Source organism: Draconibacterium halophilum (assembly GCF_010448835.1).
GTDB classification, from domain to species: Bacteria; Bacteroidota; Bacteroidia; order Bacteroidales; family Prolixibacteraceae; genus Draconibacterium; species Draconibacterium halophilum.
In genome coordinates this window covers 2915629-2942535 of record NZ_CP048409.1, presented here as the reverse complement: position 1 = coordinate 2942535, position 26907 = coordinate 2915629, and the positions used below count along the sequence as shown (strand labels likewise).

Sequence of the window (26907 nt, the reverse complement as noted above, 5' to 3'; positions counted from 1 at the left end):
TTTTGTTAATTTTACCCGAAATGGAAAATCCTTCAATTAAAATAAAAGCAACTTTACTTGGTACGGGCACTTCTCAGGGAGTTCCCGTTGTAGCTTGCGAATGTGACGTTTGTACCTCAAAAAACAAAAAGGATAAACGGTTGCGATCATCATTACTGCTAAATATAAACGATAAGAATTTTGTGATTGACGCAGGGCCTGATTTTCGCCAGCAGATGTTACGACAAAAGGTAAAAACGCTTCGTGCAATTCTGCTGACACACGAGCATGTCGATCATATTTTTGGTTTGGATGATATCCGGTCGTACAACTGGGTGCAGAAAAACCATATGGAGATTTTTGCCGAAGAAAGGGTGCAAAAAGCGATCAAACGCATTTTTGATTATGTGTTTGCGAAATACAAATATCCGGGCATCCCGAAGATGGAGCTTCGCGAGGTTGAAAATGAGCCGTTCGCTATCGGTGGTGTTACGTTTTTGCCTATTCGTTGCTGGCATCATAAATTGCCTGTTTATGGATACCGGGTGGGGGATTTAACTTACATAACCGACACCAATTTTATTGAAGAAAATGAATTGGAGAAAATTGCCGGAACAAAAATTCTGATTATTAACTGTCTGCGAAAAGAAAAGCATCTCTCGCATTTTAACCTGAAGGAAGTGCTGGAAATTGTAGATCAGATTAAGCCCGAACAAACTTATCTTACACATATTAGTCATGCTTTTGGTAAGTACGATGACGTAATGAAAGAACTACCGGAGAATGTGTTTATGGCTTATGATGGGTTGACCCTGGAGCTCTAAAGAAACTTCTGAAGTTCAGCGAAATTATCTATTCTGTTGGAGTGATTCGAGTCTGTATATTTTCTCAGTTGATCGAATAAAACAGTATCAATTCCCAAATCTTTTCCAGCCTGAATCTCGGATTTTATATCGTCGCCAACGATCAAAACCTCTTGTTTTTGTAGTTTGTATTTATCCAGAATCAATTTAAAAATATCCTTTTTGGTTTGATTCGACTGTTGCAAATCAATGATGAATATTTCTTTAAAATCAGCGCGGATACCAAGTTTGTCGATTTTGCTATTTTGCAGTTTGCTAAACCCCGAAGTAACCAGAATCTTTGTTTGGGGAAGTTTTCTCACCAACTCATAATCTTCAAAATACTTCATCGGATCATCGTAAGTCAGGTTGTTGTGGATAGCCATACATTCTTTCAGCAATTGCTCACTAAACAAAAATTCGCTGGCTACCTTTTGAAAAGGAGTACGTTGTATTTCCAGTTTAATGGCGTCAAAATCTCCTTTGTATTCACCACTTTTTTTAATGGCAGCAAATAAGGTTTTAAATAATTTTGGGCCAATAGAACTTACCGGGTAAATGGTATTGTCGAGATCGAATATCAATACAGATTTGCTCATGATTGTTCTTTTTTTGTTCGTAGCCAGGGAATAGTGACTGCAAGTGCTGCAACCAGATAAATGATCCCTGCCAGTAAAAATGCCTTGTTTAAGCTTATATTATCTGTTATCCAGCCAAGTAGCGGGCCAATTCCTGCAAAAGCAATTCGAATGATAAAATTTCGAACGGAAAGCATGGTTGCACGAACTTTACTGTCGGTATACTGGTTGATGTAGTTTTTAAATATTGGAGTTGCCAGTCCGCGTACCAAATAGAAGAGAAACAAAAAGCCAAGTCCCCAATACGATATGCTGATTCCGGCGAATACATATCCGGCCGAGAGCAAAACAATGACCAGTAGGATCGACCAGCGTTTTCCCAGAAACTCTTCCACTTTGTAGGCGAAAACAGTCGACACGCCAACCGTTAAATTCAGCGCTGTCCAAAACACTCCGAAAAGCTCAACCGGCAGATCAATGGCCTTAAAAAATGGCTGAACAAACCAGGCAAAAGTAAGCGTTGCTGTTCCGGTAACCGACGACAAAAGAATTGCGGTGCGTAAATTCTGATTCGTAACAAAAGTGTTGTGTATATTCTGAATCATTTTCTTAACCGAATGAGTATGTTTGGCAATGTGAATTTTTGGCTCGATCATCGTAATTGCTGCTGGAATAGCAATGGCGGCCACGGCAAACTGAAAATAGAAAGGCGTACGTAAACTAATGGCTGCCAAAAGGCCACCAATAACGCCTGCAATGGCTTCGGCAAAATTACCTGCCGATGTTATCCGACCTTCTTCGCGAACGTATTTATCGGTTCGTTTATCGGCCTTTAAACTATCGTACAACATGGCCGAATCGGCACCCGAAACAAAAGAATGTCCGAAGCCCAGAATCATTTCAGCAATAACAAAAGCCCAAAAACCGTAGGAGAAACTGTAGATCAGAAAACCAAAACTTCCCAGAATACTTCCGAGTATCAATGTTTTTCTGCGACCCCAAACATCGGCCATCCAACCTGATGGAATTTCCATACCAACAATGGCAATAGAATAAATAGCTTTCAGCACAAAAATCTCGTGCATTCCCATATCGTTGTTCTGGTAAAACAGTACAACAACAGGCATTACCATATTAAACCATTTCGAGATCTTTACCAAGTAAAGGCGTGGTATGTTTTTACTGAAATTTGCCATCTGATCAGGCGCAAAAATAGTGTTTACTTTTTACTCCCGGTTATTTTAAATGTGTTGTTGCAATTTTTAATTTAAAAAGCGAAATAGCTTTTAAATTGATAGCAGAATTATATTTTTGCTTTCACAGACAGAACAATGAAGTTATTTGAAGTTAGAGAGAGATTTCGAGAGTGGAATAATGGTTTAAGTGGCTAAGCTAATTAAATTAGGATGTTGCTCGTCGTTTTTCATTTTAACTTTAAACGACTTCTATTAAAAGTATTAACAGCACAAGCAATTGTGAAGGGAATCAGCACAAAGACAGCAACATAAAATCTTAGTGCTATTGTTTTCCGTAAAATATTTACGAAATGAAACTTACAATACCAGAAGGCTATCAGTCGGTTTTAGATGTACAACAAACCGAACAAGCCATTAAATTAATCAAGGATTATTTTCAGGAGAATCTTGCTGCCGAATTGCGTTTACGCAGGGTTACGGCTCCATTATTTGTAAAACAGGGAACGGGTATTAACGACGATTTGAACGGAATTGAACGTCCGGTGTCGTTCCCGATGAAAGACCTGAGTGAAGAGCGGGCAGAGATAGTGCAGTCGCTGGCCAAGTGGAAACGAATGGCAGTGGCCGATCTGAAAATTGAGGAGGGTTTTGGGCTTTATACCGATATGAATGCTATTCGTCCGGATGAAGAGTTGACAAACATCCATTCGTTGTATGTCGATCAGTGGGACTGGGAACGTGTTATTTCGCGCGAACAGCGTAATCTTGACTTTTTAAAAGCTGTGGTGCGAAAAATTTATTCGGCGCTGGTGCGGACAGAGTTTTTACTGTGCGAGTCGTTTAAAGACATTAAACCGGAACTACCGGAAGAATTAACCTTTATCCACACCGAGGAGTTGGCAGCAAAATATCCTGATCTTACGCCGTTCGAGCGCGAAACAAAGGAAGCAAAAAAACACGGTGCAATTTTCGTTATCGGTATTGGTGGTGAAATGCCAAATGGTGAGATTCACGACGGAAGAGCGCCCGATTACGACGATTGGAATACGGAAACTGTAAATGGTTTTAAAGGACTTAATGGTGACATTATACTTTGGAATAATGTGCTGAACAGGGCTTTCGAAATATCATCGATGGGAATTCGCGTGGACGAAGCAGCATTGCTCGATCAACTAAAAATACGTAATGCTGAAGAACGCAAAGAAATGTTGTGGCATCAGAAACTGCTGAATGGCGAATTGCCGCTTACTATTGGTGGCGGTATCGGACAATCGCGTTTGTGCATGTACTTTTTGCGTAAGGCACACATTGGCGAAATTCAGTCGAGTATTTGGCCCGAAAAAATGAAAGAACAGTGCAAGGCTGCTGGAATTGACCTGCTTTAATTGCAGCAAATAATAATAGCTTTAATTTAATAATTCTGCAATTTTAATTATTTCAGAATTGGTGTTTGTTATTTGCAATTAGATTTATACTTTTGCAGCGCAAAATAAGGCTGCCCCGGTAGCTCAGTTGGATAGAGCAACTGCCTTCTAAGCAGTAGGTCATGGGTTCGAATCCCGTCCGGGGTACTTGATAATAGGGGAGTAGGAGCGAATCTTACTCCTTTTTTGTTTTAATGGGTGCAACATAGGTGCAACAAATCAGCCTAATGCCATTTCAATAAATTCATCATCCAGATCATCCTTAAGACAGTAATTAAAAGCGGTATGATTGCTTTGTAGCTCTTCCCACACCCAGTACTGCTCAAATTGTTTAAGCAGCTCAAATGACCATTTTAAGCCCCAGTAAGAAGACAATAAATCCCACTGTAGCGTATCTTTTCTTTCCTCCAAGAATTTAGTGGGTATAGGTAAACTATTAAATGGATCGGCACCAAGATTTAATGTGCAGTTTAATTTTGTTAATAGCAGCATAACAGCATTTTCGTTATACTCGGGTACTTCATATACACCAAAACCAATATCCTTCCAATAGATCTGTTCTGCATTTGTTTGCTCCTCGGCTCTTAGATAAACGTCATTTGCTTCTGGATAGCCTAAAGTAATAACTCCAGGCAGTAATTCACCATCCTCTTCTGAAATTATCCGAACATCCCTCGGTGGAATTTCTGTTGCTGATCTTAACCGGGCGGCAAATATTTTTCGCATATTATCATCCCATCGAATAAATGAATTTGATCTAATCCGATTCCAATCCAGTATTTCTTCGTATTGTAATAATTGAAATTTTGTCAATGGGTACAGTTCTGAAATGAATACAATGAATATTGAAATGTGTTTCTTCCAAAAGGTTTCTTTCATTTTGTAAAAATGTAAAGTATTAGCATAAGAAATGCCACAATAATCAATCCTGTAAAAAAGGTCTTACCAAATGATTTCTCATCCCTACTGTCATAAGTATTTTTTCATTCCACTTTCTGAAACCATCACCCAATAAGGCACTGGCGACAATTATGATAGCAAATAGAACCGCTATTCCTAAAATAACATTGATTATGTTCATGGTTAAAATAATTAGGATTGCAAATCCAACATAAAAGTATTGACCTCACCGGCTACAAACCTGAATTTATTTATAAGCTTTTCACCTGTTTACAAATTTGAAACAGATAGCTGTTGATACAAAATCAGCAAAACACTGTCTGTCAATCAATTATTTATCTGCTGAGATAGATCTTTTTACCGGTTCTGTTACTTTCACGTGCTGCGTCTAAAATTTCAACAACAGTTAAATTAATTTCGAGAGAAGATAAGTCAGTTGGTGATATTTCTATTTTTCCTCTTATCGCTGCTGCAAAAAAAGTAAATGGGTCACTAAATGAAGTTTCACTTGAATCTATCCTTTTGGTTTTTTCTTTTGATTTTTCATCTAGTCGGTATCGAATTGTTTGTGCATCATCAATAAAAATGTAGCCGGTTTTTCCATATATATGCATATCCTTTCGATTGAAAGGCCAGTTCCATGAAGCATGAATAATTCCCTCCATTCCCGGGTATGAAAGGACGATAGTGGCATCATCATCAACGTTGGGGTAAACATTTGGTTTGTACTGTTTTAATTCAGCATACACCGAAATAGGTTTTTCACCTTTTAACAACCAAGTAATTAAATCAGCACCATAGCAACCAAAATCGGTAACGGCACCTCCTCCATTTAAAATTGGATCTGTAAGCCAATCTAGAAATTCATTGTTTACATTTATCTCTTGTGGCCCTTTATGTCCATCGTAAACGATGATTTTAAAAAGCTCACCCAACTCCCCATTTTGAATCATTTCATAACCTTCATAGTTCGATGGATACCATGACGTTTCATAATTTGTCAATAGCAAAGTGCCAAAATTCTGAGCTATCTTTGCCATTTTCAAAGCATGATCATTACTAACAGCTAAAGGTTTTTCAATCATAACATGGATTCCCTTGGGGGCGCATAATTGCACTACTTTTAAATGTTCGTATATTGATGTGAAAGTAACTACACCTTCAGGCTGTGTTTGCTCAAGCATTAAATCCAGTGATTCAAATAATAGCTTGTCATCGATATCAAATTCCCTAGCATAACGAGTAGAAAGCTCAGTATTACTCTCTGCAATTCCTACTATCTGAATGTCCTCTCTATCAAGATTTTTTAGTAAAGGTATCACATGAGAATGTGATAATCCTGCAATGCCAATTCTCACTGGTTTCTGTGCAATCGCAGAATTAAAAACGATAAAAAAACAAAATACAAGCCGAATTATTTTCATATACATTAATTTGAATTATTTAAAACTACTGTTTCCGGAACTTCGTCAATTCCGAAATAATGATGCTCAACGCTGTTGTCGTATACTTTTACAATCCTTAATCCTGAGGGCGCATCTCCGAGAGGCTTTCCTAAAGCACTTGTGGTAATCAAATGAATACCTGTATATTCAGCAGAAGCATTTTCGTGAAGGTGCCCTGAAAATATGGCTTGCACATTACTTTCTTTGAAAAGTGAAAGGTATTTCCTTCGCTTTTCAAGACTAATATTCGAATAGGATTCTTGTTCATCAACTGAATGAATAAAGAAGGGGAAATGACAAAACAATATAACTTGCTGTGCATTTTCATTGTGTTCTAATATTTTTTTAAGCCAGTTATATTGTTTTTCTTCAAAGTTTACTACATCATCTTTTATTAAGCTTGAATTAAAGCCTACAAATAGAATCTCATTATGTATGAATGAAAATTTGTCGTAACCGTAATTTTTAATGTATCTTTTAATACTACGACTATTTGGCTTATTTCCAACATCATGATTGCCTGGTGATAAATAAACAGGAATATCCTGATTAATTTTCCTTGTTATTCGCTTGAATTCATTTATTTGAGTTTTATCTTTTCTGTTATTTACAAAATCACCCGTTATTATTACAAAATCAGGCTTTAGCCGATTGACTTCGTCTACCGCTTTTTCGTAAAGAAAAATTTCTTTCTCAATTCCAGCATTTTTTTCATACATACCGAATTGTGGATCTGTTAATTGTATAAAAAAGAAATGCTGCCCCTTATCTTGACATTTAACTGATTGAATATTGACACCAAAACATAAGATTAGAATAATTATGACGTGTATATTTAATTTCATCATTTTGAATAAATCCTTCCAAAGATTTTTAACATTATTAGTTTAACATTAAATTAGTTTAACATTAAATTTATTGGGAAATAAGTAAGGATTTTATTTTGTCATAGATTACTGTATTTTCATAGATTCCTTCAAATTCTTCTGCTCCGGGACCATATGCAAATACGGGAACCATTACTCCAGTATGTCCACCCGTACTGTACTCTCCTTTAACTTTACCTGTTTTGATTTCACCACCAGTCAAGGCTAATCCACCTGTTTCATGGTCAGCTGTAACTACAACAAGGGTTTTTCCATCTTTAGAAGCAAACTCCAAAACCTTTCCAATAGTTTTATCAAAATCAAGCATATCCTCAACAATATATATGGTACTTCCAGCATGACCTCCCCAGTCAATTTGAGAACCTTCTACCATTAAGAAAAATCCCTTTTTATTGTGGTCTAAAATATTTATTGCAGCTTTAGTTGCAATGGGTAACATGTCTTTACGTTCTTCAATTCTTCCGTTATGTTCCGAAGCAGTAAAACCGGCAATTTTTCCTGAATTGATCATTTCAATTTCAGTAATATCCTGCAGTACCTTATATCCTTTTAATGTAAGTTCATTTACCAGATTCCTTCCATCTTTACGACGGGTAAAGTGTTTGTATCCTCCACCAATAAAAACGTCAATATCTGTTTTTAAAAAATCGGCTGCAATTTCTTCATACATATTCCTGTTTTTCTGATGAGCAATAAAGGAGGCAGGAGTAGCGTGAGTAATTGACGAAGTTGATACCAAACCTGTGCTTAATCCCTTTTCTTCTGCTTGTTCAAGTATTGTTTTAACAGGAATTGTGTCAGGATTTACTCCAATTGCACCATTATATGTTTTTACACCAGTTGAAAGCGCTGTTCCCCCTGCCGCGGAGTCAGTTATATAGTTATTAGCTGATTGTGTTTTTGAAAATCCAATTGATTTAAAATTATCCAAAAATAGTTTCCCACGATTTGCAGTTATACCTGCAAAAACCTGCGCAACTCCCATTCCGTCTCCAATTAATAAAATAACATTTTGTGGTTTTTTCGATTTAAATCTATTTGGAAATATTTTTACTTCATAATGATCTACACCTTTATATATTTTTTCATCTTCCTCTGCATTTTCATTGAGATAATTATTTTGCGCTATAGAGGCCAACCCAATTATCATCAGAGCATATAGTGAAATTAATTTTTGAGTCATAATATTGTATTTTAAATTAATACTTTTCGATACAAATAATTTTATTCTTTTAAAAGACCGGATCTTATCGAAAAAATCCGGTCTTTAATTATTATTAGGAAATAGTTGGGTTAGGTCACCAACCAGGATTTTGTTCTAAATTAGGATTAGTTAGTATTGCACTTTCAGGAATAGGATAAAAGTAATTTTTTTCTTCCCACTTCCTTTCAATGGTATTCAACCAGGTAATTTCACCATACGTGCCATTAGTCAGTCTATAATCGTTCGGTTTCCCGCCGTAGAGCTCGCTTACAGGAATGGCTGGATAAGAAGGAGCTGTTGTTGGCGCTTCAATGTAATACAATACATCTGGAGAGCCATCCTGATTTAAATCGAGAGGAGTATCAATTGCCGGAACATAAATCCCATTCCACTCCATTTCCATCAATTCACCTCTATGCCATCTTACAACATCGTAAAACCGTAAGCCTTCCTGAAACAGTTCTATTCCTCTTTCTCTTCTCACTTCCAAAATTACAGGATCGGAAATTCCTGGAAAGTATTTCTCCTGCAAGTAGGGATCTGCGACAGTTGGTTTTGTTGTTAATCCTCCTGTAATTCCTGCACGTGCACGTAAAGCACCAATGGTAGCTTCCCAATCAGCATCTGTTAATGCACCTAATTCTGCTTTTGCTTCAGCATAATTTAATAATACTTCACCATACCTGAACATTGAAACAGAATTATCATTTAAATCCCTGGTATCAACATTAATATCATCTAAACACCATTTAATCGGTTGATAACCTGTATAAGAATACAACATATTAGGTGCTGATTTAAAAGGAACATTGTTATTCAAACGTTCGTAATCTCCTAAACGAATGGTTTGCTTTAACCTAAGATCACGATCAACTACTTCTTCATGAAATTGCATTGTTTCGTAACCTGGGGTATCTGTAAAAGGTGTCCCATCTAATTTTAAATAGGTATTTACAAAAGTACGAATAAGGTTAAATCTGACTCCTGTTGTTGTGCTTGTATAATACCAGTTAGCTGCATGCGTTTTTCCAAAAGCTGTGCTCATAACCGCAGCAAGCATTATTTCATCGCTCACAGGTGCTGAATTTGTGAAAATTTTACGGTATGATTTATCTGGCCCGTCATCTGTATAAAGTTTATATCCAGATTGATCCATTATCGCTTTTGCCGCACTTGCCGCTTCATTTAACCAGTCGTTTGCTGTACCCTGTAAGCCCAAATTAGTATGGTATTTTCTGAATGTTCCTTCAAAAAGACACACTCTTGCTTTCAAGGCATATGCAACCCATTTAGTAACCAAACTTCGCGATCCATCAGATTCTAAATCGATATTTTGAGTAGCAAAATCTAAATCGGCAAGTACATTTTCCATTACCAATTCACGTGGATCTCTTCCCTTGTATAAATCCGGATCTTCAACGTCAAGAGCCTTATCTATCCATGGGACATCGCCATATCTTTTTACTTTTTCGAAATAGAAAAATGCTCTAAAGAATCGTGCCAGACCTAAATAATGGTTCCTTACACTCTCCGGAACTCTTTCGTCGGTACAATTTTCAATAAAAAAGTTGAAGTTTCTTAAATGATCCCACCCCCAATCACGGTCGCCGCCAAGAGCAACAATGTCATTACCAGAGGCACTCCCATCATCGTCGGAAGTTGAACTATAGGCCCCAGGCATGATAAAGGCAGGAGATCCCCTGCGTGCTGCATAATCGGACATGGCATCAGCGGTATGGATATTATTTGCACTTGGCAAAAAATCGTAAAAAGAATAGGAATATAATTCAAGTCCTGTTTCACTCCCAAAGACAGCATCTTTTGAAGTAGTATCTTGTGGTATTTGCTCTAAATCACAACCGATGAAAAAGGTTGTCATTAATATTAGCCATAAATATTTTATTTTCATGATGATAGTTTTAAAATTTTAATTAAAATGTTACAGTTAACCCAATACTCAAGCTTTTCAGCATTGGATAATTATAGCCATCACCAGTACCGCCTAATAACGCGTCTCTCGCACCTGTATTTTCAACATCTAGATCACGTGTTATTTTATATAGTGGTGACCAGGTCCAAAGATTTTCTCCCGAGAAATAAACCTTAGCATTCTGGGCACCAATTTTTGATATCAGACTCATAGGTAAATTATATCCTACCTGAATGTTTTTTAATCGTATGTATGCAATATTTTGTAAATAATCGGTTTGTGGATTATCCCTTAGAATGCCTCCACTTCGATTAGCTACGCGACCAACATATCTTGGCATATAGGCATCAGGGTTTTCAGGCGTCCAATGATTATCTAAATGCCAGCGTGGTAGTGGGTTATAAGGTCTATTGTACTGCCCCCAAAAAGCACTTGCTTCTCTACTTGGGTACCAATCTTGTCTCCCAACACCCTGAAAAAAAGTCGAAAAGAAAAAACTGTTCCAATCAGCCCCTAAATTAATTCCAAACGTATATCGAGGAGCCTCATTCCCTATTATTTTCCTATCTCCTGGATCATCAAAACGGTTAGTACCCGGATCAACTTTCCCATCGCCATTTATATCTTTTAATTTTATGTCTCCTGGGAAAATAATTCTGGCATTAGTAGTTTTAAATCTACTTTGATCCGCATGACTGTCAATATCTGCCTGGTCTTCAAAAAAACCATCATTTGTATACCCCCAAATTTCGCCAACAACCATCCCTTCGTAATAATCATCCAAATTTTTATCTGGATTATTATACCTTGTAATAACAGATTTATTATCAGCAAGTGTTAATCTTAAATTATAATTAAAGGGCTTCGATTTCAAAATAAATTTATCTCTCCAAGATAATGCCACTTCCCAACCTTTTGTTTCCATGTCGGCATAGTTACCTTTTGGAGCAGTCGCGCCAAATACTGCTGGCAATGTCATCCCAATAGTGAACATATCAGTAACATCGCGTTGATAAATGTCCCCAACAAAAATTAAACGATTAGAAGCCATTGCTATATCCAATCCTATATTAAAAGTTGTTGCAGTTTCCCAAGTAAGTCCATCAGGAATAACTTCCGGCTTACTTGTTGTTTGAGGTTTTGTCCCCCCAAGGATATCACCTGACTGCCCAATTTCAAATATTTCTTGATATACGTATGCAGCAATATTACCATTTCCTAAAGAACCATAAGAAGCTCTCAGCTTAAGATTTGAGATTAGATCATCCGAAACGTTCCAAAATGATTCGTTGGATATTCTCCAACCAATGGAATAAGAAGGAAATAAAGCATATCTTTCGTTTGACGGAAATTTTGATGATCCATCGTACCGTGCATTAACTTCAAATAAGTACCTATCTTTAAAGGAATAGTTTAAACGCGAAAATCCTCCTAAAATATTCCATGCAGTATAACTGCCGTCTACATTAATATCTTCTCCTAATGCCAAGCTTATATCAATGGCATCTTCGAATATCAAGCCATTCCTTTCTGCTTCCAGCTTTCGATATAACGATTCTTCATAATTGTAGCCGACAAGTATTTTAAAGAAGTGTTTTTCATTTAAGGTGTTTTCATATTCAGAATATATATTTAATGCTGTATATTTAGTGTTACGCCAGATGTCCAAAATGTCGTCATATTTTGTACCAACATAAGAAGTAACACCAGGGCTTTTATCATAAGGAACCTTCACTCTTATCCTTTTTTGATCATCATTTGTATTTTGAAAAGTAAAATCACCTTTTACCCTAAGTTTATTGTCAAGAAACTGGGCGACAAAACCATTGGTACTTTTAAATACCCGTTTGCTTAAATCGTAGCCACTTTTCCCGTACCACATATTACCGACATGATAAACTGAAGTATGGGTAAGAGTGCCATCAGGATTAAATAATGGTGACATTGGATTTCCTTCATCGGCAATATTTCTCCAGACATTTCCACCTTCTCCTGTTTGTAGAGGATTATGGTATTTTGAACTTGAATATTGTGAGTTGCTGTCAAATCTCAACCATGGAAATACCTGAATAGAACCTTTTGCCCTAAAGTTTAACATTTCATAATCATCTGTATTATAAGTATATAAACCATTTTGCCCAAGATATCTGCCACTAATCATAAAACTTGTCGTTTCCGAACTTCCGGAAACGGTAATATTATGGTCGTTGGCGGTTGTAAAATCTTTGTATAACAAGTCGTACCAATCGGTACTACCATAATATACATATTCTCCGTTTTCCGGATTAACATCCCAATCTTTGGTATAGGCATCTGGATTTTCCGACCTTCTTTTTAGTTCTTCTAAATACTCTTGAGAAAACCGAATTGTTTTATTTGCTTTACTGGGATATGAACCTTCCCAGTTATAAGTTGCCTCGTTAAACATTTTTGCCCAAGTGTATCCATCCCAAACATAATCAGGAATAACGACTGGACTTTTCATCGCAATATTTCCAGAATAGGTTATGCTTGTTTTTTCTTTCGAAGGATTTCTGGTAGTAATTAAAACTACACCAAAAACCGCTCTCGCTCCGTAAATAGAAGCTGAGGCAGCATCTTTTAAGAGGGAAATACTTTCAATATCATTGGGATTAATTAGACTAGGGTCTCCCTCAACTCCGTCAATAAGAACCAGCGCATTACCTCCCTGTCCAATTGATGTTGTACCTCTAATATTATAACTTGGTGATGTATTTGGTTTCCCATCAGGGAGTGTAATATTCAAATTGGGCATAACCCCTTGAAGCCCCTGTGTGATATTGCTCATTGCGCGATTTTCAAATACCTCACCTGTTACCTGGTCGACAGCACCAGTAAGGTTCGCCTTCTTTTGAGTTCCATATCCAACAACCACTACTTCATCTAAACCAATTTCTTCTTCGGATAAAGAAACTGCAAATTCAGTTTTATCTCCAATAGGAATTTCCTGAGATTGCATCCCGATAAAAGAGAAAGCCAGAACTTCTGCTGATAAAGGAATACTTAGAGTAAATCGTCCATCTGTGTCAGTAACTGTCCCAATGGACGTTCCTTTAACAATTACTGATACTCCGGGTAAAGGATTTCCGTCTTCCTCGCGCACAATACCCGAGATTTCCTTTTGCTGTTGTTCAACCAGCTCCATTTCAGCATATTTCTCAAAAGTGGAATGGACATCAGCATTTTCGTCTTCAAGAATTACAATTTGTCGATCATAAATTTTGTAAGTATTGTCGGTAACCTTAAACAATTGATCAAGAATAGACTCAACAGTTTTATCATTCACGTTGATACTCACCTTTCGATTTAATTCAACGTTCTTTTCATTATACAACAAAATGAATTCGCTGTTATTCTCAATTTCCTGAAATACCTGTTTTACTGAAACATTATTTAACCTTAAGTTAAACTTGGTAGCCTGAGAATAGCTATCCGCCGCTGAAGTAGCAAATACAATTAGCATCAAAACGGTTAATAGTTTCATCTTTAACAAAATTTCAGCCATACTCCCCCGAGGAAAGTGCAGCAATGTTCGCTTTTTTTCATAATTTTGAACTGTTTAGTTAAATACTTTATTTAATTGAAAATGAAAGTCGCTGAGCCCGCCAGCTCATCGGCTTTCCTCATTTATCGTTTTTTCATTTTATTAATTTTTTCTTCTATTATAATATTGTCTCCATCAATTCGATAATCTATCTCCGAAACGTCTGCAAGAGCCATTAAAACATCTTCCAGAGAAACCTTTAAATCCAATTTTCCCGTTATTAACTTTGATGATGTCAACTCCTTTGCAACGTGAAAATTAACATCGTAAAATCTTTCTAACTTATCAAGAACTTCAATCAGGTTTTCTTGTTGAAATTGTAACCAGCCATTTGTCCATGCAATATAATTTGCTGCATCTGGCTCGTCAATAATTTTTATTTCATTTTTTTCTTTGCTAAAACTTGCTCGCTGAAAGGGTTTTAACCTAAAGTGATTTTGCCCAAATCCCAAAGATTTTGGATTGCTAACAATAACAGCACCTTCCAGGAGAACAGTCTCAACATTTCCATCCTCCGGATATGCTGAAACATTAAAATGGGTCCCTAATACCACTATATCCAAATTTGCAACATTTACTACAAAAGGTTGGTCATTTTGATTTATTACTTCAAAATATGCTTCTCCTTCCAAATAAACTTCTCTTTTATCCAATGCGAATTTTGAAGGAAATGCAAACTTACTTCCTGCATTTAGCCATACTTTTGTTCCGTCTGCTAATAATAACTCTGTCTGTTTACCATAGGGCAGTACTACCTCATTCAATAATTTATTCTTACTAATTTGAACATCTTTTTTGGGAAGATCAATCACACTGTCGTTGTTTATCGTCAAAGTACTATTATTTAATACCATTGTGGATTTGTCCTTTTCTAAAGCAATTTCCTTTCCATCTGGCAATATAATACGAGCTTCATCATTTTTGACTTGCTCCTCATTAAACATGAAAATAAAACGATCTTCTTTTTCAAATAAGTGATAGTAGCTTAGAGCACTGAAGCTTATTAAAATAATTACTGTAGCAGCCCAATAGAATATCCTTCTAAATTTTAAATTGCGGACCTTTTTTTTATGCAGCTGATTAAATTGATCAATTTTTATCCATATTCTCAGGAAATCCTCTTCATTCAAAACTTCATGAGAATCTTTAAGAAGCAAAATTATTTCACTAGCCATTTGAGCTCTGTGTTTGAGATCAGGATGGTTTTTAATAAAATCAATCCATTTATTGTTATTATCTGACCGCAAAATCCAGCCGATAAAATCTTTATCGTCGAGAAGTTCTTCAATACTATATTTTAAATATTTCGAATTCATTAAGCTCTTTTATTAATAATATTCTGAGAAAGCAAGGTATCTATCAAGTTACAAAACAAGTTATGTAAAAGCACTTCCCATAAAGGCAAGTGCTTTTCTTTCTAACTAAACTAAAAACATTTTAGCGATTACCTTTTATAATAGAAAGGAAGATATTAAGAGTTTGTGGACAAAATTTTAATTACTTTTTAGGACCATTTTTCGAGAACATAGATAGAAGTATGAGCACATTATCCTTAATCATTATGACCTTTAATGCTTTTAATGCTCTAAATACCTGCTTCCTTGCCGAGTCATATTTAAGGCTCATCAAATTACAAATTTCTTCATACTCAAATCCACAGGTGTAACGATAAAACAAAATTTCTCGTTGTTTGGTTGTCAATTCACTTAGTCCCTTTTTTATTCTTTTGTCTCGAAGGGTGAGATACTCCTTTGAGATTAACTCCTGCTCAATAGAGTAACTAATTTCGGGAACTGGGACGCTTACATATCCTCCCTCGGTATTACTTTTTTGTCTACTAAGATTTTTAAAAAGTTTTCTTCTGAATGAACAGAGTAAATAATAACGAATATTATCTGTTGCTCCCAAATTTTCTCTTGTACGAATCAAATCAAAAAACAGATCCTGAATTGTATCTTTTATTAATTCATTGTCCTTTGAAAATTTTCTACCGTATCGAAATAATAGATGGATATTATTGGAATATATATAGGAGAGGGCATAATTTTCGCCTCTGCAAAAGTCATTCCATATCTTTTCGTCGTTTTTCATTGGTTTAGTTCATCTCAAATATAATTGCTATAAATCAAAGAACAAAATTCGAATGCTTCTAAATTTTTCACATCATCTATTTGATGATAAAATATTTTATGTTTATATAGTCTGCAATAGGTTAATAAGCCAAAGTTGATAGAATGAATCGGTCATTCATATTAGAGAATCAATTCGAGGCAATTCTTAATTACGATAGACGTTGCTCAAACGATCAAACTTTCACAGCAAAGTACCAACCAGAATAAGCTCTGCCACCGATAATAAACACATCTTCCAGCTTTAATGTCATTTTAACAGCCTCTACTGTGTATTCTTTTCCTTTCTGAATCGGTGGAACATCTTCTTTCGCTATGACCATAAATGGGCAATAGATCCTTTTTACCTCTCCTGTATATAAGACAATTAAAACACCCTGAAGTGCCTCAAATATTCCATGATTGATTATACTTGACAGACCAAGCAGCACTCCCAATACTGAAGTAGTATTTTTGATAGTTCTGTTGAAGTACACCACTCTAAAAAGTTTGCTTCCTTATTAAAATTTTATCTCACAGATTTCGATGCTACTAGCGACATTATAGCAACAATTATCCAAAGTATTACTGCTCGTATCAAGATGTAGGCTAGTAACTCTTTGCCATAAAGTAATGGATCTATTACAGCTAGGCTGACAACCAGAGCCAAATGCATCAAGATAACCAAGAAAAGACTTTTGGTGTTTTTATAAAGCCAGACCATTAATATTCGATAAGCAGGTAACCAGCTAAACAAACGTGCTATTAAGAGGAGAAAAGGGACTAATTCAGTAAAACTATTATCTTCCCAAAACAATATTAAATGCCAAGCACCCCAGATTATACCAACTATTAATCCGGTATAGAGAATACCGTGATTTCTTAATAATCTTGGAATTGCAAAACCAGTCCATCCAATTTCTTCAAAAAGTGCCACAAATAAGCCTCCAATGGTCCCCAGCATCAGAATACTTACAAAATCATCTGCAGTCATGTAATTGGGTTGTACATTTTCAAAAAAAAGAGAGAAAACAACTAATCCTGCGAATGTTGTAAGAGGAGCTGTCAGGAGTGCAACAAGATACCATTTGATATTTACATTCAGCTTGATTAGCCTTGCAAGTAGGTGTTTTAATCCTTGTAATTTGTCGTAAATAAAAAGGAGCAATAATCCTGCAATACTTGGTCCAAGTAGAATAGTCATTCCAATAATTTCCTGCTGTTCTTTTGTAGCAGGAATGCCGTCTGATCCAAATATGACATAAATTAACGACCAGGAAATAATAAACACCAGTAGAAAGAATATTGCTACTTGATTTTTATGAAGCATCGGTTTCATTGATCTTATTAGGTTAGCTTTTGGAATCTGAAAGATAATGAAAATATCCATCCATCTTTTTCTCTTAAGGAAAATGGATGGATGGACAATATTTTAACTAACAAACCAATGATGTTTATTCAGCCCTAAAGCTTCATGTAATCCACCAACAAATTGTTGGCAACCTACATTCCTGTCTAAGAATGAATCAATGTAGCTCATCTTGTTAGCACCAGTAAATAGATTGTATAGCTTCCACAGGTTGATATTGCCCAAATCATTTCTGCAAAAGGATTCATCAGAATAATAGTCCTTGACCACAAGATTCACCTACCCAGGAATAATTAGAAGTTCCAGAGTGGTTTCATTCAGTACAATATCCAATGCATTCAAATCGTTTCGGGCGTTAAACGAATTCTTATTCCACACTTTTTTTTCCAAATCATATTTCATGGTGAGTGCATAAAGTCGAATATTTTTGGCAATGGAGGGCTCGGTTAAGATGGCAGCTGCCACATTTGTAACAGCACCCAGGCAAACCATGTTTAACTTATTCTCAGGCGATGCCTTTTGGGCCATTTCTATGATGAAATCAACTCCTCCCGATTGGGGGATTTGTGCTCCTTCGTAATAGCCCCACGAATAACCCACCATTTTTTCGCAGCCCGGCGGATGCGGAATATACTTTCTGTTACACTCCTGTAGCAAACGTTCGTTTTCCATTTGCGAAAGCTGAAGTGTGTTGATATTTTTGGTGGAATAGCTGTTCCACATGGAGTCGGTAACCAGTTGCGGGTTGTTAAAATGTGCAGAAATCAAAGCTTGCAATTTGACTTCATCGTTGTCGAATGCACGAACTATGGCATACAAGTCGTCCATTTCATTGCCGGTATCCGCATCGATGATAAACGTTTTTTTCTGTGCAAAACCTGTTATAGTTATACTAATAGCAAGTAGTGCCAATACGATTTTTATATGGTTCATATTCATGTCTTATTTCGTTTCCAAAAGCAACAACCAGTCGTTGTTTTCACCCGACGACGATGGGGTAAACGTTTTAATTCCTTCGCTGCTGAAATTACCGATTTGTTGCAGTTCTCCATTTCGCGGATTAAACCAACTGGCTTGCACATTTCCCTTTAGCTTGTTCATTACCACCTTTACCGGCTGGCCTTTTGCCAGGTAAATCATTGCAAACGATTTGTCGGTAGAGCCGGCCGCGGCAATATAATTTTCTCCTTTTGGGGTGATACCGTAAACAAACGATTGATCGGGTACCAGATTATAAAATCGTTCTTCCATTATCTCGCGCAGGTGCATCATATCGAAAGCTCCGGGGCGGTCCATCGATTCGCGCCAGTCGTATAGACATGGAATAGCAATCTCGCCACCTTTTTTTTGCATTTGCCAAATGGCATTATTGCCGTAAGTATAACCACATGCGCCCGATAGAAAATTCCAGTAGGCATGAACCCGAATGTCGTAATCGCTGAAAAAACCATCTTTAAAGTGCGAACGGTTCTCAATAAGACCATCTGTATCAAGTACTCCGGTAGGCACTCTTTTTTCAGAATATTTTGAAAAATCCATGTGCTTCCAGAATTTGATGGCAATATCTTCATACGCCGGTTCGCCATCAACAAAAGGTTTCTGCGGATGAAGTAGCATCAGGTAATTGGCATAATCATATACATTAATATATTTTGATCCGTGTCCGCTTTGATACATATTAAAGTCGAGCCATTCAGCATTGTGAAAAAAGTATGCCGAATGCGAACCACCGCGCGGATGAAAGGTCATCAGGTGATTGCCGCCATCACCTTTTTTTAATCCGCCAGCCATGGAATTCCAGATTTGATACACTTGTTTATTCAATACATTCCTGTCGCCACCCAAAATCCAAACCACTGGTTTATTTTTGTAACGTTCTCCCAAAAATGCTCCGAAAATGGCGGCATTTTCGATAGTGAAAACCTCAGGGCCTGCACCCGGATTGGCCGATTCTATTTTATCGCCCCAGGTAGGCAACATGCCAATGACAAGTCCTAGTTCTTCTGCTTTATTTACAATAAAATCAACATGCTTGAAGTAGGCTTCGTTGGGTTGTGCCGGGTCTAAATCAATCAGTGGAACATCTCCATATGAATTTGGTGTTCGCAGTCCGTCATTTTCTGCCAGCACTACAGCCTGAATCACAGAAAATCCTTTTGCTGCACGGTTCTCGAGGTATTCAACAGCTTCTTCGCGGTTTAGTTTGTGGAACAATTCCCACGCCGTATCGCCAATCCAAAGAAATGGTTTTCCTTGGTTTGTTTCGAGATAGCGTTGTGATTCATTCACCCGAAGTTGTTGTGAAAAGGTACTCGCTGAACAAATACAAATAAGAGTTATGGTCCAAATTATTGTCTTCATAATTTTTTTGTTTTTCTGTCATTTCGAAGTAAGAGTGGCTGAGAAATCTGTTAATTGAGATACTGTAAGCATCAGATTCCTTGCTTCGCTCGAATGACAATTTTGTTATAATTTCCGTTTTAAAAATTTATCGATCTCAGTTCGTGTGGGAGCTGATGGCTGGGCACCCATTTGGGTTACCGAAAGTGCAGCAGCAGCGCTGGCAAAACGCAATGCATCCGCCGGAATCATCCCTTCCGCATTTGCTACGGCAAAAGCACCACAAAAGGTATCGCCGGCAGCAGTGGTGTCAACAGCATCTACTTTAAAGGCCGGAACAGCGATTTTCTGATCATTAGTAAGCATAAATGCTCCTTGCGCACCGAGTGTGATAATCACTTTTACTACTCCTTGCTCAATCAGCTTCACAGCTGCTTTTTCAGCATCTTGTTCATTTTTTACTTGCATTCCGGCCAAAAATCCGGCTTCTACTTCATTCAAAACCAAGATATCAATTTTCGGGATGTAGGAAAAGTCAAATTGACGGGCCGGTGCAAAATTCATCAACACAGGAATATTTCGGGCATTGGACAGATCGATGACATGTTTAATCGTTTCTTCCGGAATTTCGTATTGCATCACAATAATTCCAGCTTTCTCAAGAACAGGGAGTGCCTCGTCAATTCTTTCAGGTGTTAGATTATAGTTGGCTCCCGGGGCTACTGAAAGGTAATTGTCGCCTTGGTCGCCAATCATTATTAATGCATGACCACTGGCAATTCCGACTTCTTTAAAAACAAACCGGGTATCAATACTGTCGTTTTTATAATTCTTCAACATTTGTGGTGTGTAAGCATCTTCGCCCACTGAACTGACAAAAGCCACATTTCCACCGGCACGGGCGGCAGCTACCGCCTGGTTGGCCCCTTTTCCTCCATATACCTGGAAAAAATCGGCGTCGGTCACTGTTTCTCCTTTTTCTGGCAGGTGATCCATTTTCATGATTAAATCGACATTTGAACTGCCGATGACTACTATCTTTTTATTCATTATTTAACCCGTTGTGCGGTTTAATTTGTTAATAACCTTATTAATATCTATAACTAAAAAAAGTTATGCATAATCATGATATTCAATATCTTAGAAGTATAAAACACCACATTTTTACTTCTGTTATGCATAACTTGAAATCAAATTACGACAGATTCTTTCTCATTACCAAATCTGTATTTAAAAATCGCATCAACTCTTTCGATAATTTCTATTCGTATAGAAACCGCCCAAAGATGTCTGATTGTCAAATTATTGCGTTCTCTATTACTGGCGAGTCACTCGGAATCGACAGCGAAGCTTTTTTGTGGGCTAAAATCAAAAGCGAACATGCTGATGATTTTCCCAACCTAATCGACCGAAGCAACTTTAACCGCAGAAGAAAACGCCTTTATCCTTTTATCGAAGAATTGAACAAGACTGTAGCCGGCTTTCTCAATGCAGGAGAAGACTGTTTCCTGGTTGATTCGATTCCCATCCCTGTTTGCAAGAACGCCCGTGAACAACGCAGCAGGATTTGCAAAGAAAACTTTGAGACAGCACCAAACAAAGGCTATTCTGCTGTTAATAAAACCTGGTATTACGGCTACAAGCTTCATTTGCTTACCTCTGCAAACGGGGTTTTTCATAGTATGGACTTAAGCAAGGCTAGTGTCCATGATGTTCATTACCTGTCGCAGGTAAAGCATTCTGGGCTAAACAATTGTATCCTGCTGGGAGATAAAGGATATTTATCCAGTTCTCAGCAAATTGACCTGTTTTCTTCCTGCAACGTTAAACTGGAAACCCCCATGCGGGCTAATCAAAAAGCTTACACTTTGTACCCACCTGTTTTTAAAAAGTTTAGAAAAAGGATCGAAACATTGTTTTCTCAACTTTGCGACCAGTTCATGCTTAAACGTAATTACGCCAAAACACTTATTGGATTGTCAGTCAGAATACTCACAAAAGTTACTTCGGTGACTTTACTGCAATACATTAATTTAAAGAACGGTAAACCAATTAATAATTTAAAATATGCCCTGGCAGTTTAAACCGCACAACGGGTTCATTATTTAATTAAATTATAGACATTGGATTCAAGAATTATACTTCATACGTTAATTGACTCTGGCAATTACAATGAGTGAGAGCCCAAGAATAAACAGCACGAACATGGCCGCCAGCAGTTTATTGGTACTTTTTGGTGCTTTGGCAAACTCTTTCCACACAAAAACTCCCCAGGCCGCAGAAATCATGGTTGCGCCCTGTCCGAGCCCGTAACTGATTGCGTATCCGGCATGCTCCGAAGCAATCAGGTTGAATTCCATTGCCGCGCCCCAGATTAATCCACCCAAAATCCCAATGAGGTGAAGTTTGGGACTACCCAGTTTGAAATAATCGGTGTACGACACTTTTCCGCCGGTAACCGGTTTGTACATAAACCAAGTGTTAAATACAAAATTGGAAATAAATAGCCCGATGGAAAAAACGAACATCGCTGAATAGGGCGTAAGCAGCCCGGTAACGGGATTGGCGAACTCTGTGGTCATTGAAGCGGCCACAAAACGATAAAAGAATCCCATCAATACACCTGCAATTATTGAAATAATAATACCTTTTTTCTGATCGCCGGATTTTTCCTGTGGCAAACGTCGGTAAGCAAATGCATCGACGATGATAGCTGCTACCACGAGTGCTATTCCAATAACTAAAATTACCGGATTTCCGAGTGGAACGGCAAGATAATTAACCGTTACTCCAATTACCAAAGCCAGTCCAATAGCAATAGGAAATGCAACGGAAAGCCCAGCAATTGCGGTAGCTGCAACCACCAGCAAATTAGCAATATTAAATACAACACCTCCAATAAATGCCGACGATAACGCTGAAATATCAGCCTGTGTCAGGTCGGTAACGAAACTCCGCCCTTCGTTTCCTGTGCTTCCAAACGTAAAGCCAAAAAGTAGCGTGGTTAAAACCAAACCAATGGAGTAATCCCAGTAATAAAGCGGAAACTCCCATTTTGACGGTGTAAGTTTTAGTGTATTGGCCCAAGAGCCCCAACCCAACATGGTAATAATGCAGAAAACAACTGCAAGCGAATACGAATCGACAATGTACATGGTTTTTAGTTTAAAGTTATAGGTTAAAAAGGTGATGGATCTGCCGAACTGTAGGCAGAAATTTTCTTTTATGTTATTAGCTGCGTACTGTAAGTCTTATTAGTCATTATTTTTAAAACGTGTTTTTGCATCTTCAAGAATTTTTACGGTAGCAGTGGCTCCACACCGTGTGCAGCCTGCTTCTTTTACGGCAATCAATCCGTCGAGCGTGCGCACACCACCGGCAGCTTTTACTTTTACCTTTGGGCCAACACTGGCCTTCATAAGCTTCAGGTTTGGAATAGTGGCCCCGGTATAAGAGTATTTGCCGTCATCGCCTTTTACGAAACCAAATCCTGACGATGTTTTCACATAATCGGCATCTACTTTTGTGCAAATTTCGCACAGCTTTACAATGTCTTCTTTTTGAGTAACATAGTCTGTTTCAAAAATCACTTTAACAATGGCACCGTTCTCATGACATTTTTGGGTAACTGCCGCAATTTCTTTTTCAATATAATCCCAGTCGTGCTGCAATGCTTTTCCAATGTTGATCACCATGTCGATTTCCACAGCACCATCGTTGCAGGCAGTTTCAGCTTCGAAAACTTTCACCGAAACAGCCGAATTTCCAGCCGGAAAACCAATTACGCACCCAACCAGAACATCGGTGTCCTTTAATAATTCCGCAGCCTGTTTAACAGCATAGGGCTTCACACAAACCGAGGCTACATTGTAGGTTGCCGCTACATCACACTCACGTTTCAAATCTTCATCGGTCATCGTAGGATGAAGAATGGAGTGATCGATCATTTTTGCAAGTTCTTTTACTTTTTCCATTTATAAGTTAATTAAGTTATAATCTCACTAAGCCTGTCAACCAGGCTGCACTGTGTGGAATCCAGTCCTCGTCGGTAAACGAAAATGGTCCGTCGTTTTCTTTTTTGGGTGCAACATCATACACAAACTGTTTTCCGGTAGAAAATCCGTTGCAGATTACACCACGAGTCTGGAACCAGGTTCCGGCCCAACGTTCGCCAATGTGGCATATCATACTTGCAGGAAGTGCTACTCCATCGGGGATGTCGGTACTAAAAACAACACATCCCTGTTTCATATTTTTACGTGTAATTCCTGCATTCAAGCCTGCCAACCACTGCAGATTTCCATAGGCGATGTTTTTCAGTTTCGGTTCATTGAGTAATTCTGCAAGCTCAAAGGCCAGGGCGGCGGTGTATCCGTAAATGGCATTTGTGCCGTGAAAAGTTCCGCAGAACCAGATTGGACCTTCATCTTTAAATATTCCCTGCGGAACAAGCAGGAATGGATTTTTTTCGCATCCCGGGATTAAATATCCATATGTAAAATTGAATAGCGTTTGTCGCCATTTTTCAGCGTCTTTATGTTTTGGGTTGTTTCGAAGCAGGTCGATAAGCGGCATAAGGTAATTGGGGTAAATCTGGCCTATATCAGCGCCAAACTGTGTGCCGTTATCGGAAGGAACAATTCCGTGCACCCATGATGGTTCGGCGTGATCCATGCTCTCGAATTCGTAAAAATGACCGTAAAATCCTTCCATTGCTTCCGACTTTTGAATCTGCCGTTTCATTATTTTTTGAGCAAAATTGAACGCATCTTTTTTGGCTCCTTCAACATCTAATTTATTCATTTCTAAAGCTGCGCTGCATAAGGTTACCAAATCCCGGGTTAACCATTCATCATCCGGGATTTTGGCATTATTATTTAAACCACGTTGCATTTTCTGGTAACCATATTCCCCAACTGGTTTTGCAGTGTTTAGTAGCCAATGGTAGGCGAGCTCCGCTGATTGCTTGTAGTTTTGTTTCTCTTCAGAATATTTTGCAGGAAGAAGTTGAACCGCTTTGGCCAACGCAATTACAGCTTTCATGGCATCGTTTGGCAATACATCGTGTTCGTGTCCCACCACATCGTGCGACATCGAACCCCGGGGGAAACCCAGTTCTTCCGCTTTGTTTTGCGTCATAACCAAATAATCGCAACCTACTTTAATTTGGGTGTAAATTCTTTCGAGCATCGCTATATTGAACGTATTTTTTTTCTGATCCAACAGTTCTTCCAATGCTATTATCATGGCACTTTGTGCCGGACTTTCCACCCATTTTGTTCCGGCATCCTGCCAACCTGCGCCAACGCCTGTAAAATGCCGTCTTCTTTCGAGCATATCTACTGATGACCATTCAATAGTTGAATCCCAAAGAATATTTTCATCTACTTTTAGCCCATTGGATCGAAACATTATTTTGTCATCGTAATCAACCTCAACATGCCAATTTCCTGGTTCCCTGATATCAAAAAAATCAGCTACCCACCAGTGGCTTTTCCATATTTCTCCCCAGTATTTAAAAGATGTTTTGTACCTGTTTTCATGTTCGGATGGATTCAAGACACAAGATGCATTCTCCGGCAACATTTCCTTTTGGGGCAAACGAACAATAATCCGAACCGGGTAGCCCATTTCATAACCAACCTGCGAGAATAATAATCCTGCCGGTCCGTCATCAGGTTGCCAGTTGTTTTCCTGAAAAACGGGATTTTCGTTCTTCAATATTGTTTCATTTGTTGCGTAAGAAGACAGGGTAGTGGCGCCTACAATTCCTGCACTTGTAACCAAACTGGTTTTTACGAAGTTACGCCTTGAATACGATGGTTTCTTATTCATTCGTTTTTGGTCTTTGTTAATTTACAGATAATAGCTGTTGCCCACCGGATATGCCGAGGTGTCGCAGTATAATTCGCTGTATATCGTTAATTTCGGATTTGAGGTTAAAAATTTTATGGAAATATGAAGCAATGGACTGGTACTTTCAATTCCAAAAATTTTTGCATGTTTTTCGCTGGCAAATTCAGACCTGATTTCCTGGGTTGAACCTACAATCTCAATTAAGTAACGCTGACTTAACGTTTTAAAAAATGAGCCATCAACAAAATCGGTCGCTGTAAATTGAGGAAGCTTAGTATTGGGAAACCAGTTTTTTTCGAGCATAACCGGTGTTTTTCCAACAAAACGCAGCCTTTCAAAATAGAAACAAGATGCATTCCTATCCGTTTCGGAAACAGGCAATATTATTTCATCGCTCCATAATGCTTTAATTGGATGTTGCAGAAATTTTGTATTTACACCTTCACCAACAGCCTCTGAAAATCCCTTAACATTTAGTAATCCTAAGGTATGTCTGCGTTCTTTAACCCGGCTTCCTTTGCCATGAATCCGCTCGATAAAACCTTCTTTTATTAGTTCATCGAGTGCTTTACGTGCAGTAGTTCGGGTTATGGAAAATTGTTTGCACAATTGATTTTCGGAAGGAATAAAATCTCCCGGATTGTAGGTGCCCTGCTGAATTTGCTGCTTCAGATGGATCTGTACATTTAGGTATTTTGGTTTCGTTTTTTTCATAATTCTCAGAACAAAGGTAAAAATATAACTTGTACGTACAAGTTGGGATTGTAAAATTTAAAAACCACAAGATGTATTTCACTATACTGCGACATTCTTGTACGATAATTTTTCAATAAAAGACAGTGTTTTTACTGATTGTGGCAATGGCGAAGAAACATATCTACCCCGCAGTAAGTCAATGATTAATTATTTCAACAAATATCCGGAAAACAATAACGTGAGATTTTATACCCGCACGCGGATTTTAGATCGTTTAACCGTTTTTGCCTGGAGCAAAGATTGCGTAGCTGATAAAACTAGCAGAAAATGGCTTCGCGAAAATACACTTGAAGAGCTGATTAAGAATACAACCATTCGAGGAGTTTATTCACATCGTTTGCAAATAATTTGAAAATAAGTTCCCGAACCAATAATTAATCACACAAGGAAATTTCAAAGCGGGAGAATTAATTAGAAATAAAAAGTTCAACCAACAATTCTCTTAATATCTAATTGTTTTTCGGAAAACTAAACCCAATATTGATGAAAACCTAAATGTATACATATGAACCTAAAACTACTGTTGTT

At 37.7% G+C, this 26907-nt stretch carries 24 protein-coding genes and 1 tRNA gene; 5 read left to right on the top strand and 20 right to left on the bottom strand.

Annotated features, from left to right (window positions below; all coding sequences use genetic code 11):
- Positions 1 to 20 precede the first annotated feature (20 nt).
- Positions 21 to 803, top strand: coding sequence for an MBL fold metallo-hydrolase (locus tag G0Q07_RS11775; RefSeq protein WP_246222892.1), 783 nt, complete (start codon positions 21 to 23; stop codon positions 801 to 803).
- On the opposite strand, the gene G0Q07_RS11770 is transcribed toward G0Q07_RS11775, so the two are convergent.
- A complete protein-coding gene (locus tag G0Q07_RS11770) occupies positions 800 to 1420 on the bottom strand; it encodes an HAD family hydrolase (RefSeq protein WP_163346271.1) in 621 nt (206 codons plus the stop codon). The two genes, G0Q07_RS11775 and G0Q07_RS11770, sit on opposite strands and share 4 nt — an antisense overlap.
- Entirely contained in the window at positions 1417 to 2595 is a 1179-nt protein-coding gene (locus G0Q07_RS11765; protein ID WP_163346270.1) for an MFS transporter, read from the bottom strand. The genes G0Q07_RS11770 and G0Q07_RS11765 overlap by 4 nt, the downstream gene beginning before the upstream one ends.
- A 350-nt stretch (positions 2596 to 2945) precedes the next feature.
- On the opposite strand from G0Q07_RS11765, the gene asnA reads away from it, so the two are divergent.
- Both asnA and G0Q07_RS11755 read left to right on the top strand, forming a co-directional pair.
- Positions 2946 to 3980, top strand: coding sequence for an aspartate--ammonia ligase (gene asnA / locus G0Q07_RS11760; RefSeq protein WP_163346269.1), 1035 nt, complete (start codon positions 2946 to 2948; stop codon positions 3978 to 3980).
- A gap of 112 nt (positions 3981 to 4092) precedes the next feature.
- Positions 4093 to 4166, top strand: a tRNA-Arg gene (locus G0Q07_RS11755).
- Between the two features lie 72 nt (positions 4167 to 4238).
- Here the strand turns inward: G0Q07_RS11755 and G0Q07_RS11750 are convergent.
- The 14 genes from G0Q07_RS11750 to rbsK form a co-directional block, all read right to left on the bottom strand.
- The gene (locus tag G0Q07_RS11750; protein ID WP_163346268.1) at positions 4239 to 4898 is read right to left on the bottom strand and encodes a hypothetical protein; all 660 of its coding nucleotides are present in this window, start codon (positions 4896 to 4898) and stop codon (positions 4239 to 4241) included.
- A gap of 356 nt (positions 4899 to 5254) precedes the next feature.
- Positions 5255 to 6343 carry a Gfo/Idh/MocA family protein gene (locus G0Q07_RS11745; RefSeq protein ID WP_163346267.1) on the bottom strand — a complete coding sequence of 363 codons (1089 nt, stop codon included), beginning with the start codon at positions 6341 to 6343 and terminating at the stop codon, positions 5255 to 5257.
- Between the two features lie 5 nt (positions 6344 to 6348).
- On the bottom strand, positions 6349 to 7212 hold the full coding sequence (locus tag G0Q07_RS11740; protein WP_163346266.1) for a metallophosphoesterase: 864 nt from the start codon (positions 7210 to 7212) through the stop codon (positions 6349 to 6351).
- Between the two features lie 67 nt (positions 7213 to 7279).
- A complete protein-coding gene (locus G0Q07_RS11735; protein ID WP_203532531.1) occupies positions 7280 to 8434 on the bottom strand; it encodes an alkaline phosphatase in 1155 nt (384 codons plus the stop codon).
- 115 nt (positions 8435 to 8549) lie between these two features.
- Positions 8550 to 10364, bottom strand: coding sequence for a RagB/SusD family nutrient uptake outer membrane protein (locus tag G0Q07_RS11730; RefSeq protein WP_163346265.1), 1815 nt, complete (start codon positions 10362 to 10364; stop codon positions 8550 to 8552).
- Positions 10365 to 10386: 22 nt separating this feature from the next.
- Positions 10387 to 13890 (bottom strand): TonB-dependent receptor, encoded by a 3504-nt coding sequence (locus tag G0Q07_RS11725; protein WP_163346264.1) that lies wholly within the window; start codon positions 13888 to 13890, stop codon positions 10387 to 10389.
- Between the two features lie 143 nt (positions 13891 to 14033).
- Positions 14034 to 15266, bottom strand: coding sequence for a FecR family protein (locus G0Q07_RS11720; RefSeq protein ID WP_163346263.1), 1233 nt, complete (start codon positions 15264 to 15266; stop codon positions 14034 to 14036).
- 181 nt (positions 15267 to 15447) lie between these two features.
- On the bottom strand, positions 15448 to 16041 hold the full coding sequence (locus G0Q07_RS11715; protein ID WP_163346262.1) for an RNA polymerase sigma factor: 594 nt from the start codon (positions 16039 to 16041) through the stop codon (positions 15448 to 15450).
- Between the two features lie 214 nt (positions 16042 to 16255).
- Positions 16256 to 16555, bottom strand: coding sequence for a hypothetical protein (locus G0Q07_RS11710; protein WP_163346261.1), 300 nt, complete (start codon positions 16553 to 16555; stop codon positions 16256 to 16258).
- Positions 16556 to 16587: 32 nt separating this feature from the next.
- Positions 16588 to 17448, bottom strand: a complete 861-nt coding sequence (locus G0Q07_RS11705; RefSeq protein WP_163346260.1) for a CPBP family intramembrane glutamic endopeptidase — start codon at positions 17446 to 17448, stop codon at positions 16588 to 16590.
- A gap of 42 nt (positions 17449 to 17490) precedes the next feature.
- A complete protein-coding gene (locus G0Q07_RS21310) occupies positions 17491 to 17697 on the bottom strand; it encodes a DUF3871 family protein (protein ID WP_394366537.1) in 207 nt (68 codons plus the stop codon).
- 9 nt (positions 17698 to 17706) lie between these two features.
- Positions 17707 to 18360, bottom strand: coding sequence for a nucleoside hydrolase (locus tag G0Q07_RS11695; protein WP_163346258.1), 654 nt, complete (start codon positions 18358 to 18360; stop codon positions 17707 to 17709).
- Positions 18361 to 18369: 9 nt separating this feature from the next.
- The gene (locus tag G0Q07_RS11690; protein ID WP_163346257.1) at positions 18370 to 19788 is read right to left on the bottom strand and encodes a glycoside hydrolase family 140 protein; all 1419 of its coding nucleotides are present in this window, start codon (positions 19786 to 19788) and stop codon (positions 18370 to 18372) included.
- A gap of 105 nt (positions 19789 to 19893) precedes the next feature.
- Positions 19894 to 20817 carry a ribokinase gene (gene rbsK, locus G0Q07_RS11685; RefSeq protein WP_163346256.1) on the bottom strand — a complete coding sequence of 308 codons (924 nt, stop codon included), beginning with the start codon at positions 20815 to 20817 and terminating at the stop codon, positions 19894 to 19896.
- A gap of 236 nt (positions 20818 to 21053) precedes the next feature.
- Between rbsK and G0Q07_RS11680 the strand changes: the two genes are divergently transcribed.
- Positions 21054 to 21851 (top strand): IS982 family transposase, encoded by a 798-nt coding sequence (locus G0Q07_RS11680; protein ID WP_163344491.1) that lies wholly within the window; start codon positions 21054 to 21056, stop codon positions 21849 to 21851.
- A gap of 66 nt (positions 21852 to 21917) precedes the next feature.
- On the opposite strand, the gene G0Q07_RS11675 is transcribed toward G0Q07_RS11680, so the two are convergent.
- The 4 genes from G0Q07_RS11675 to G0Q07_RS11660 form a co-directional block, all read right to left on the bottom strand.
- Positions 21918 to 22922 (bottom strand): GRP family sugar transporter, encoded by a 1005-nt coding sequence (locus tag G0Q07_RS11675; RefSeq protein WP_163346255.1) that lies wholly within the window; start codon positions 22920 to 22922, stop codon positions 21918 to 21920.
- Positions 22923 to 23021: 99 nt separating this feature from the next.
- The gene (gene deoC, locus G0Q07_RS11670; RefSeq protein ID WP_163346254.1) at positions 23022 to 23741 is read right to left on the bottom strand and encodes a deoxyribose-phosphate aldolase; all 720 of its coding nucleotides are present in this window, start codon (positions 23739 to 23741) and stop codon (positions 23022 to 23024) included.
- 16 nt (positions 23742 to 23757) lie between these two features.
- The gene (locus G0Q07_RS11665) at positions 23758 to 25602 is read right to left on the bottom strand and encodes a hypothetical protein (RefSeq protein WP_163346253.1); all 1845 of its coding nucleotides are present in this window, start codon (positions 25600 to 25602) and stop codon (positions 23758 to 23760) included.
- 21 nt (positions 25603 to 25623) lie between these two features.
- Positions 25624 to 26337 carry a GntR family transcriptional regulator gene (locus tag G0Q07_RS11660; protein WP_163346252.1) on the bottom strand — a complete coding sequence of 238 codons (714 nt, stop codon included), beginning with the start codon at positions 26335 to 26337 and terminating at the stop codon, positions 25624 to 25626.
- 97 nt (positions 26338 to 26434) lie between these two features.
- Here G0Q07_RS11660 and G0Q07_RS11655 point away from each other — a divergent pair, with 97 nt between their 5' ends.
- Positions 26435 to 26731, top strand: a complete 297-nt coding sequence (locus tag G0Q07_RS11655; RefSeq protein ID WP_163346251.1) for a hypothetical protein — start codon at positions 26435 to 26437, stop codon at positions 26729 to 26731.
- Positions 26732 to 26907: the final 176 nt, after the last annotated feature.

Excerpts from the sequence above, each read along its gene's own strand:
- G0Q07_RS11775 (WP_246222892.1), top strand. The coding sequence starts at position 21 with ATGGAAAATCCTTCAATTAAAATAAAAGCAACTTTACTTGGTACGGGC.
- G0Q07_RS11770 (WP_163346271.1), bottom strand. The coding sequence starts at position 1,420 with ATGAGCAAATCTGTATTGATATTCGATCTCGACAATACCATTTACCCG.
- G0Q07_RS11765 (WP_163346270.1), bottom strand. The coding sequence starts at position 2,595 with ATGGCAAATTTCAGTAAAAACATACCACGCCTTTACTTGGTAAAGATC.
- asnA (WP_163346269.1), top strand. The coding sequence starts at position 2,946 with ATGAAACTTACAATACCAGAAGGCTATCAGTCGGTTTTAGATGTACAA.
- G0Q07_RS11750 (WP_163346268.1), bottom strand. The coding sequence starts at position 4,898 with ATGAAAGAAACCTTTTGGAAGAAACACATTTCAATATTCATTGTATTC.
- G0Q07_RS11745 (WP_163346267.1), bottom strand. The coding sequence starts at position 6,343 with ATGAAAATAATTCGGCTTGTATTTTGTTTTTTTATCGTTTTTAATTCT.
- G0Q07_RS11740 (WP_163346266.1), bottom strand. The coding sequence starts at position 7,212 with ATGATGAAATTAAATATACACGTCATAATTATTCTAATCTTATGTTTT.
- G0Q07_RS11735 (WP_203532531.1), bottom strand. The coding sequence starts at position 8,434 with ATGACTCAAAAATTAATTTCACTATATGCTCTGATGATAATTGGGTTG.
- G0Q07_RS11730 (WP_163346265.1), bottom strand. The coding sequence starts at position 10,364 with ATGAAAATAAAATATTTATGGCTAATATTAATGACAACCTTTTTCATC.
- G0Q07_RS11725 (WP_163346264.1), bottom strand. The coding sequence starts at position 13,890 with ATGAAACTATTAACCGTTTTGATGCTAATTGTATTTGCTACTTCAGCG.
- G0Q07_RS11720 (WP_163346263.1), bottom strand. The coding sequence starts at position 15,266 with ATGAATTCGAAATATTTAAAATATAGTATTGAAGAACTTCTCGACGAT.
- G0Q07_RS11715 (WP_163346262.1), bottom strand. The coding sequence starts at position 16,041 with ATGAAAAACGACGAAAAGATATGGAATGACTTTTGCAGAGGCGAAAAT.
- G0Q07_RS11705 (WP_163346260.1), bottom strand. The coding sequence starts at position 17,448 with ATGGATATTTTCATTATCTTTCAGATTCCAAAAGCTAACCTAATAAGA.
- G0Q07_RS11695 (WP_163346258.1), bottom strand. The coding sequence starts at position 18,360 with ATGAACCATATAAAAATCGTATTGGCACTACTTGCTATTAGTATAACT.
- G0Q07_RS11690 (WP_163346257.1), bottom strand. The coding sequence starts at position 19,788 with ATGAAGACAATAATTTGGACCATAACTCTTATTTGTATTTGTTCAGCG.
- rbsK (WP_163346256.1), bottom strand. The coding sequence starts at position 20,817 with ATGAATAAAAAGATAGTAGTCATCGGCAGTTCAAATGTCGATTTAATC.
- G0Q07_RS11680 (WP_163344491.1), top strand. The coding sequence starts at position 21,054 with ATGTCTGATTGTCAAATTATTGCGTTCTCTATTACTGGCGAGTCACTC.
- G0Q07_RS11675 (WP_163346255.1), bottom strand. The coding sequence starts at position 22,922 with ATGTACATTGTCGATTCGTATTCGCTTGCAGTTGTTTTCTGCATTATT.
- deoC (WP_163346254.1), bottom strand. The coding sequence starts at position 23,741 with ATGGAAAAAGTAAAAGAACTTGCAAAAATGATCGATCACTCCATTCTT.
- G0Q07_RS11665 (WP_163346253.1), bottom strand. The coding sequence starts at position 25,602 with ATGAATAAGAAACCATCGTATTCAAGGCGTAACTTCGTAAAAACCAGT.
- G0Q07_RS11660 (WP_163346252.1), bottom strand. The coding sequence starts at position 26,337 with ATGAAAAAAACGAAACCAAAATACCTAAATGTACAGATCCATCTGAAG.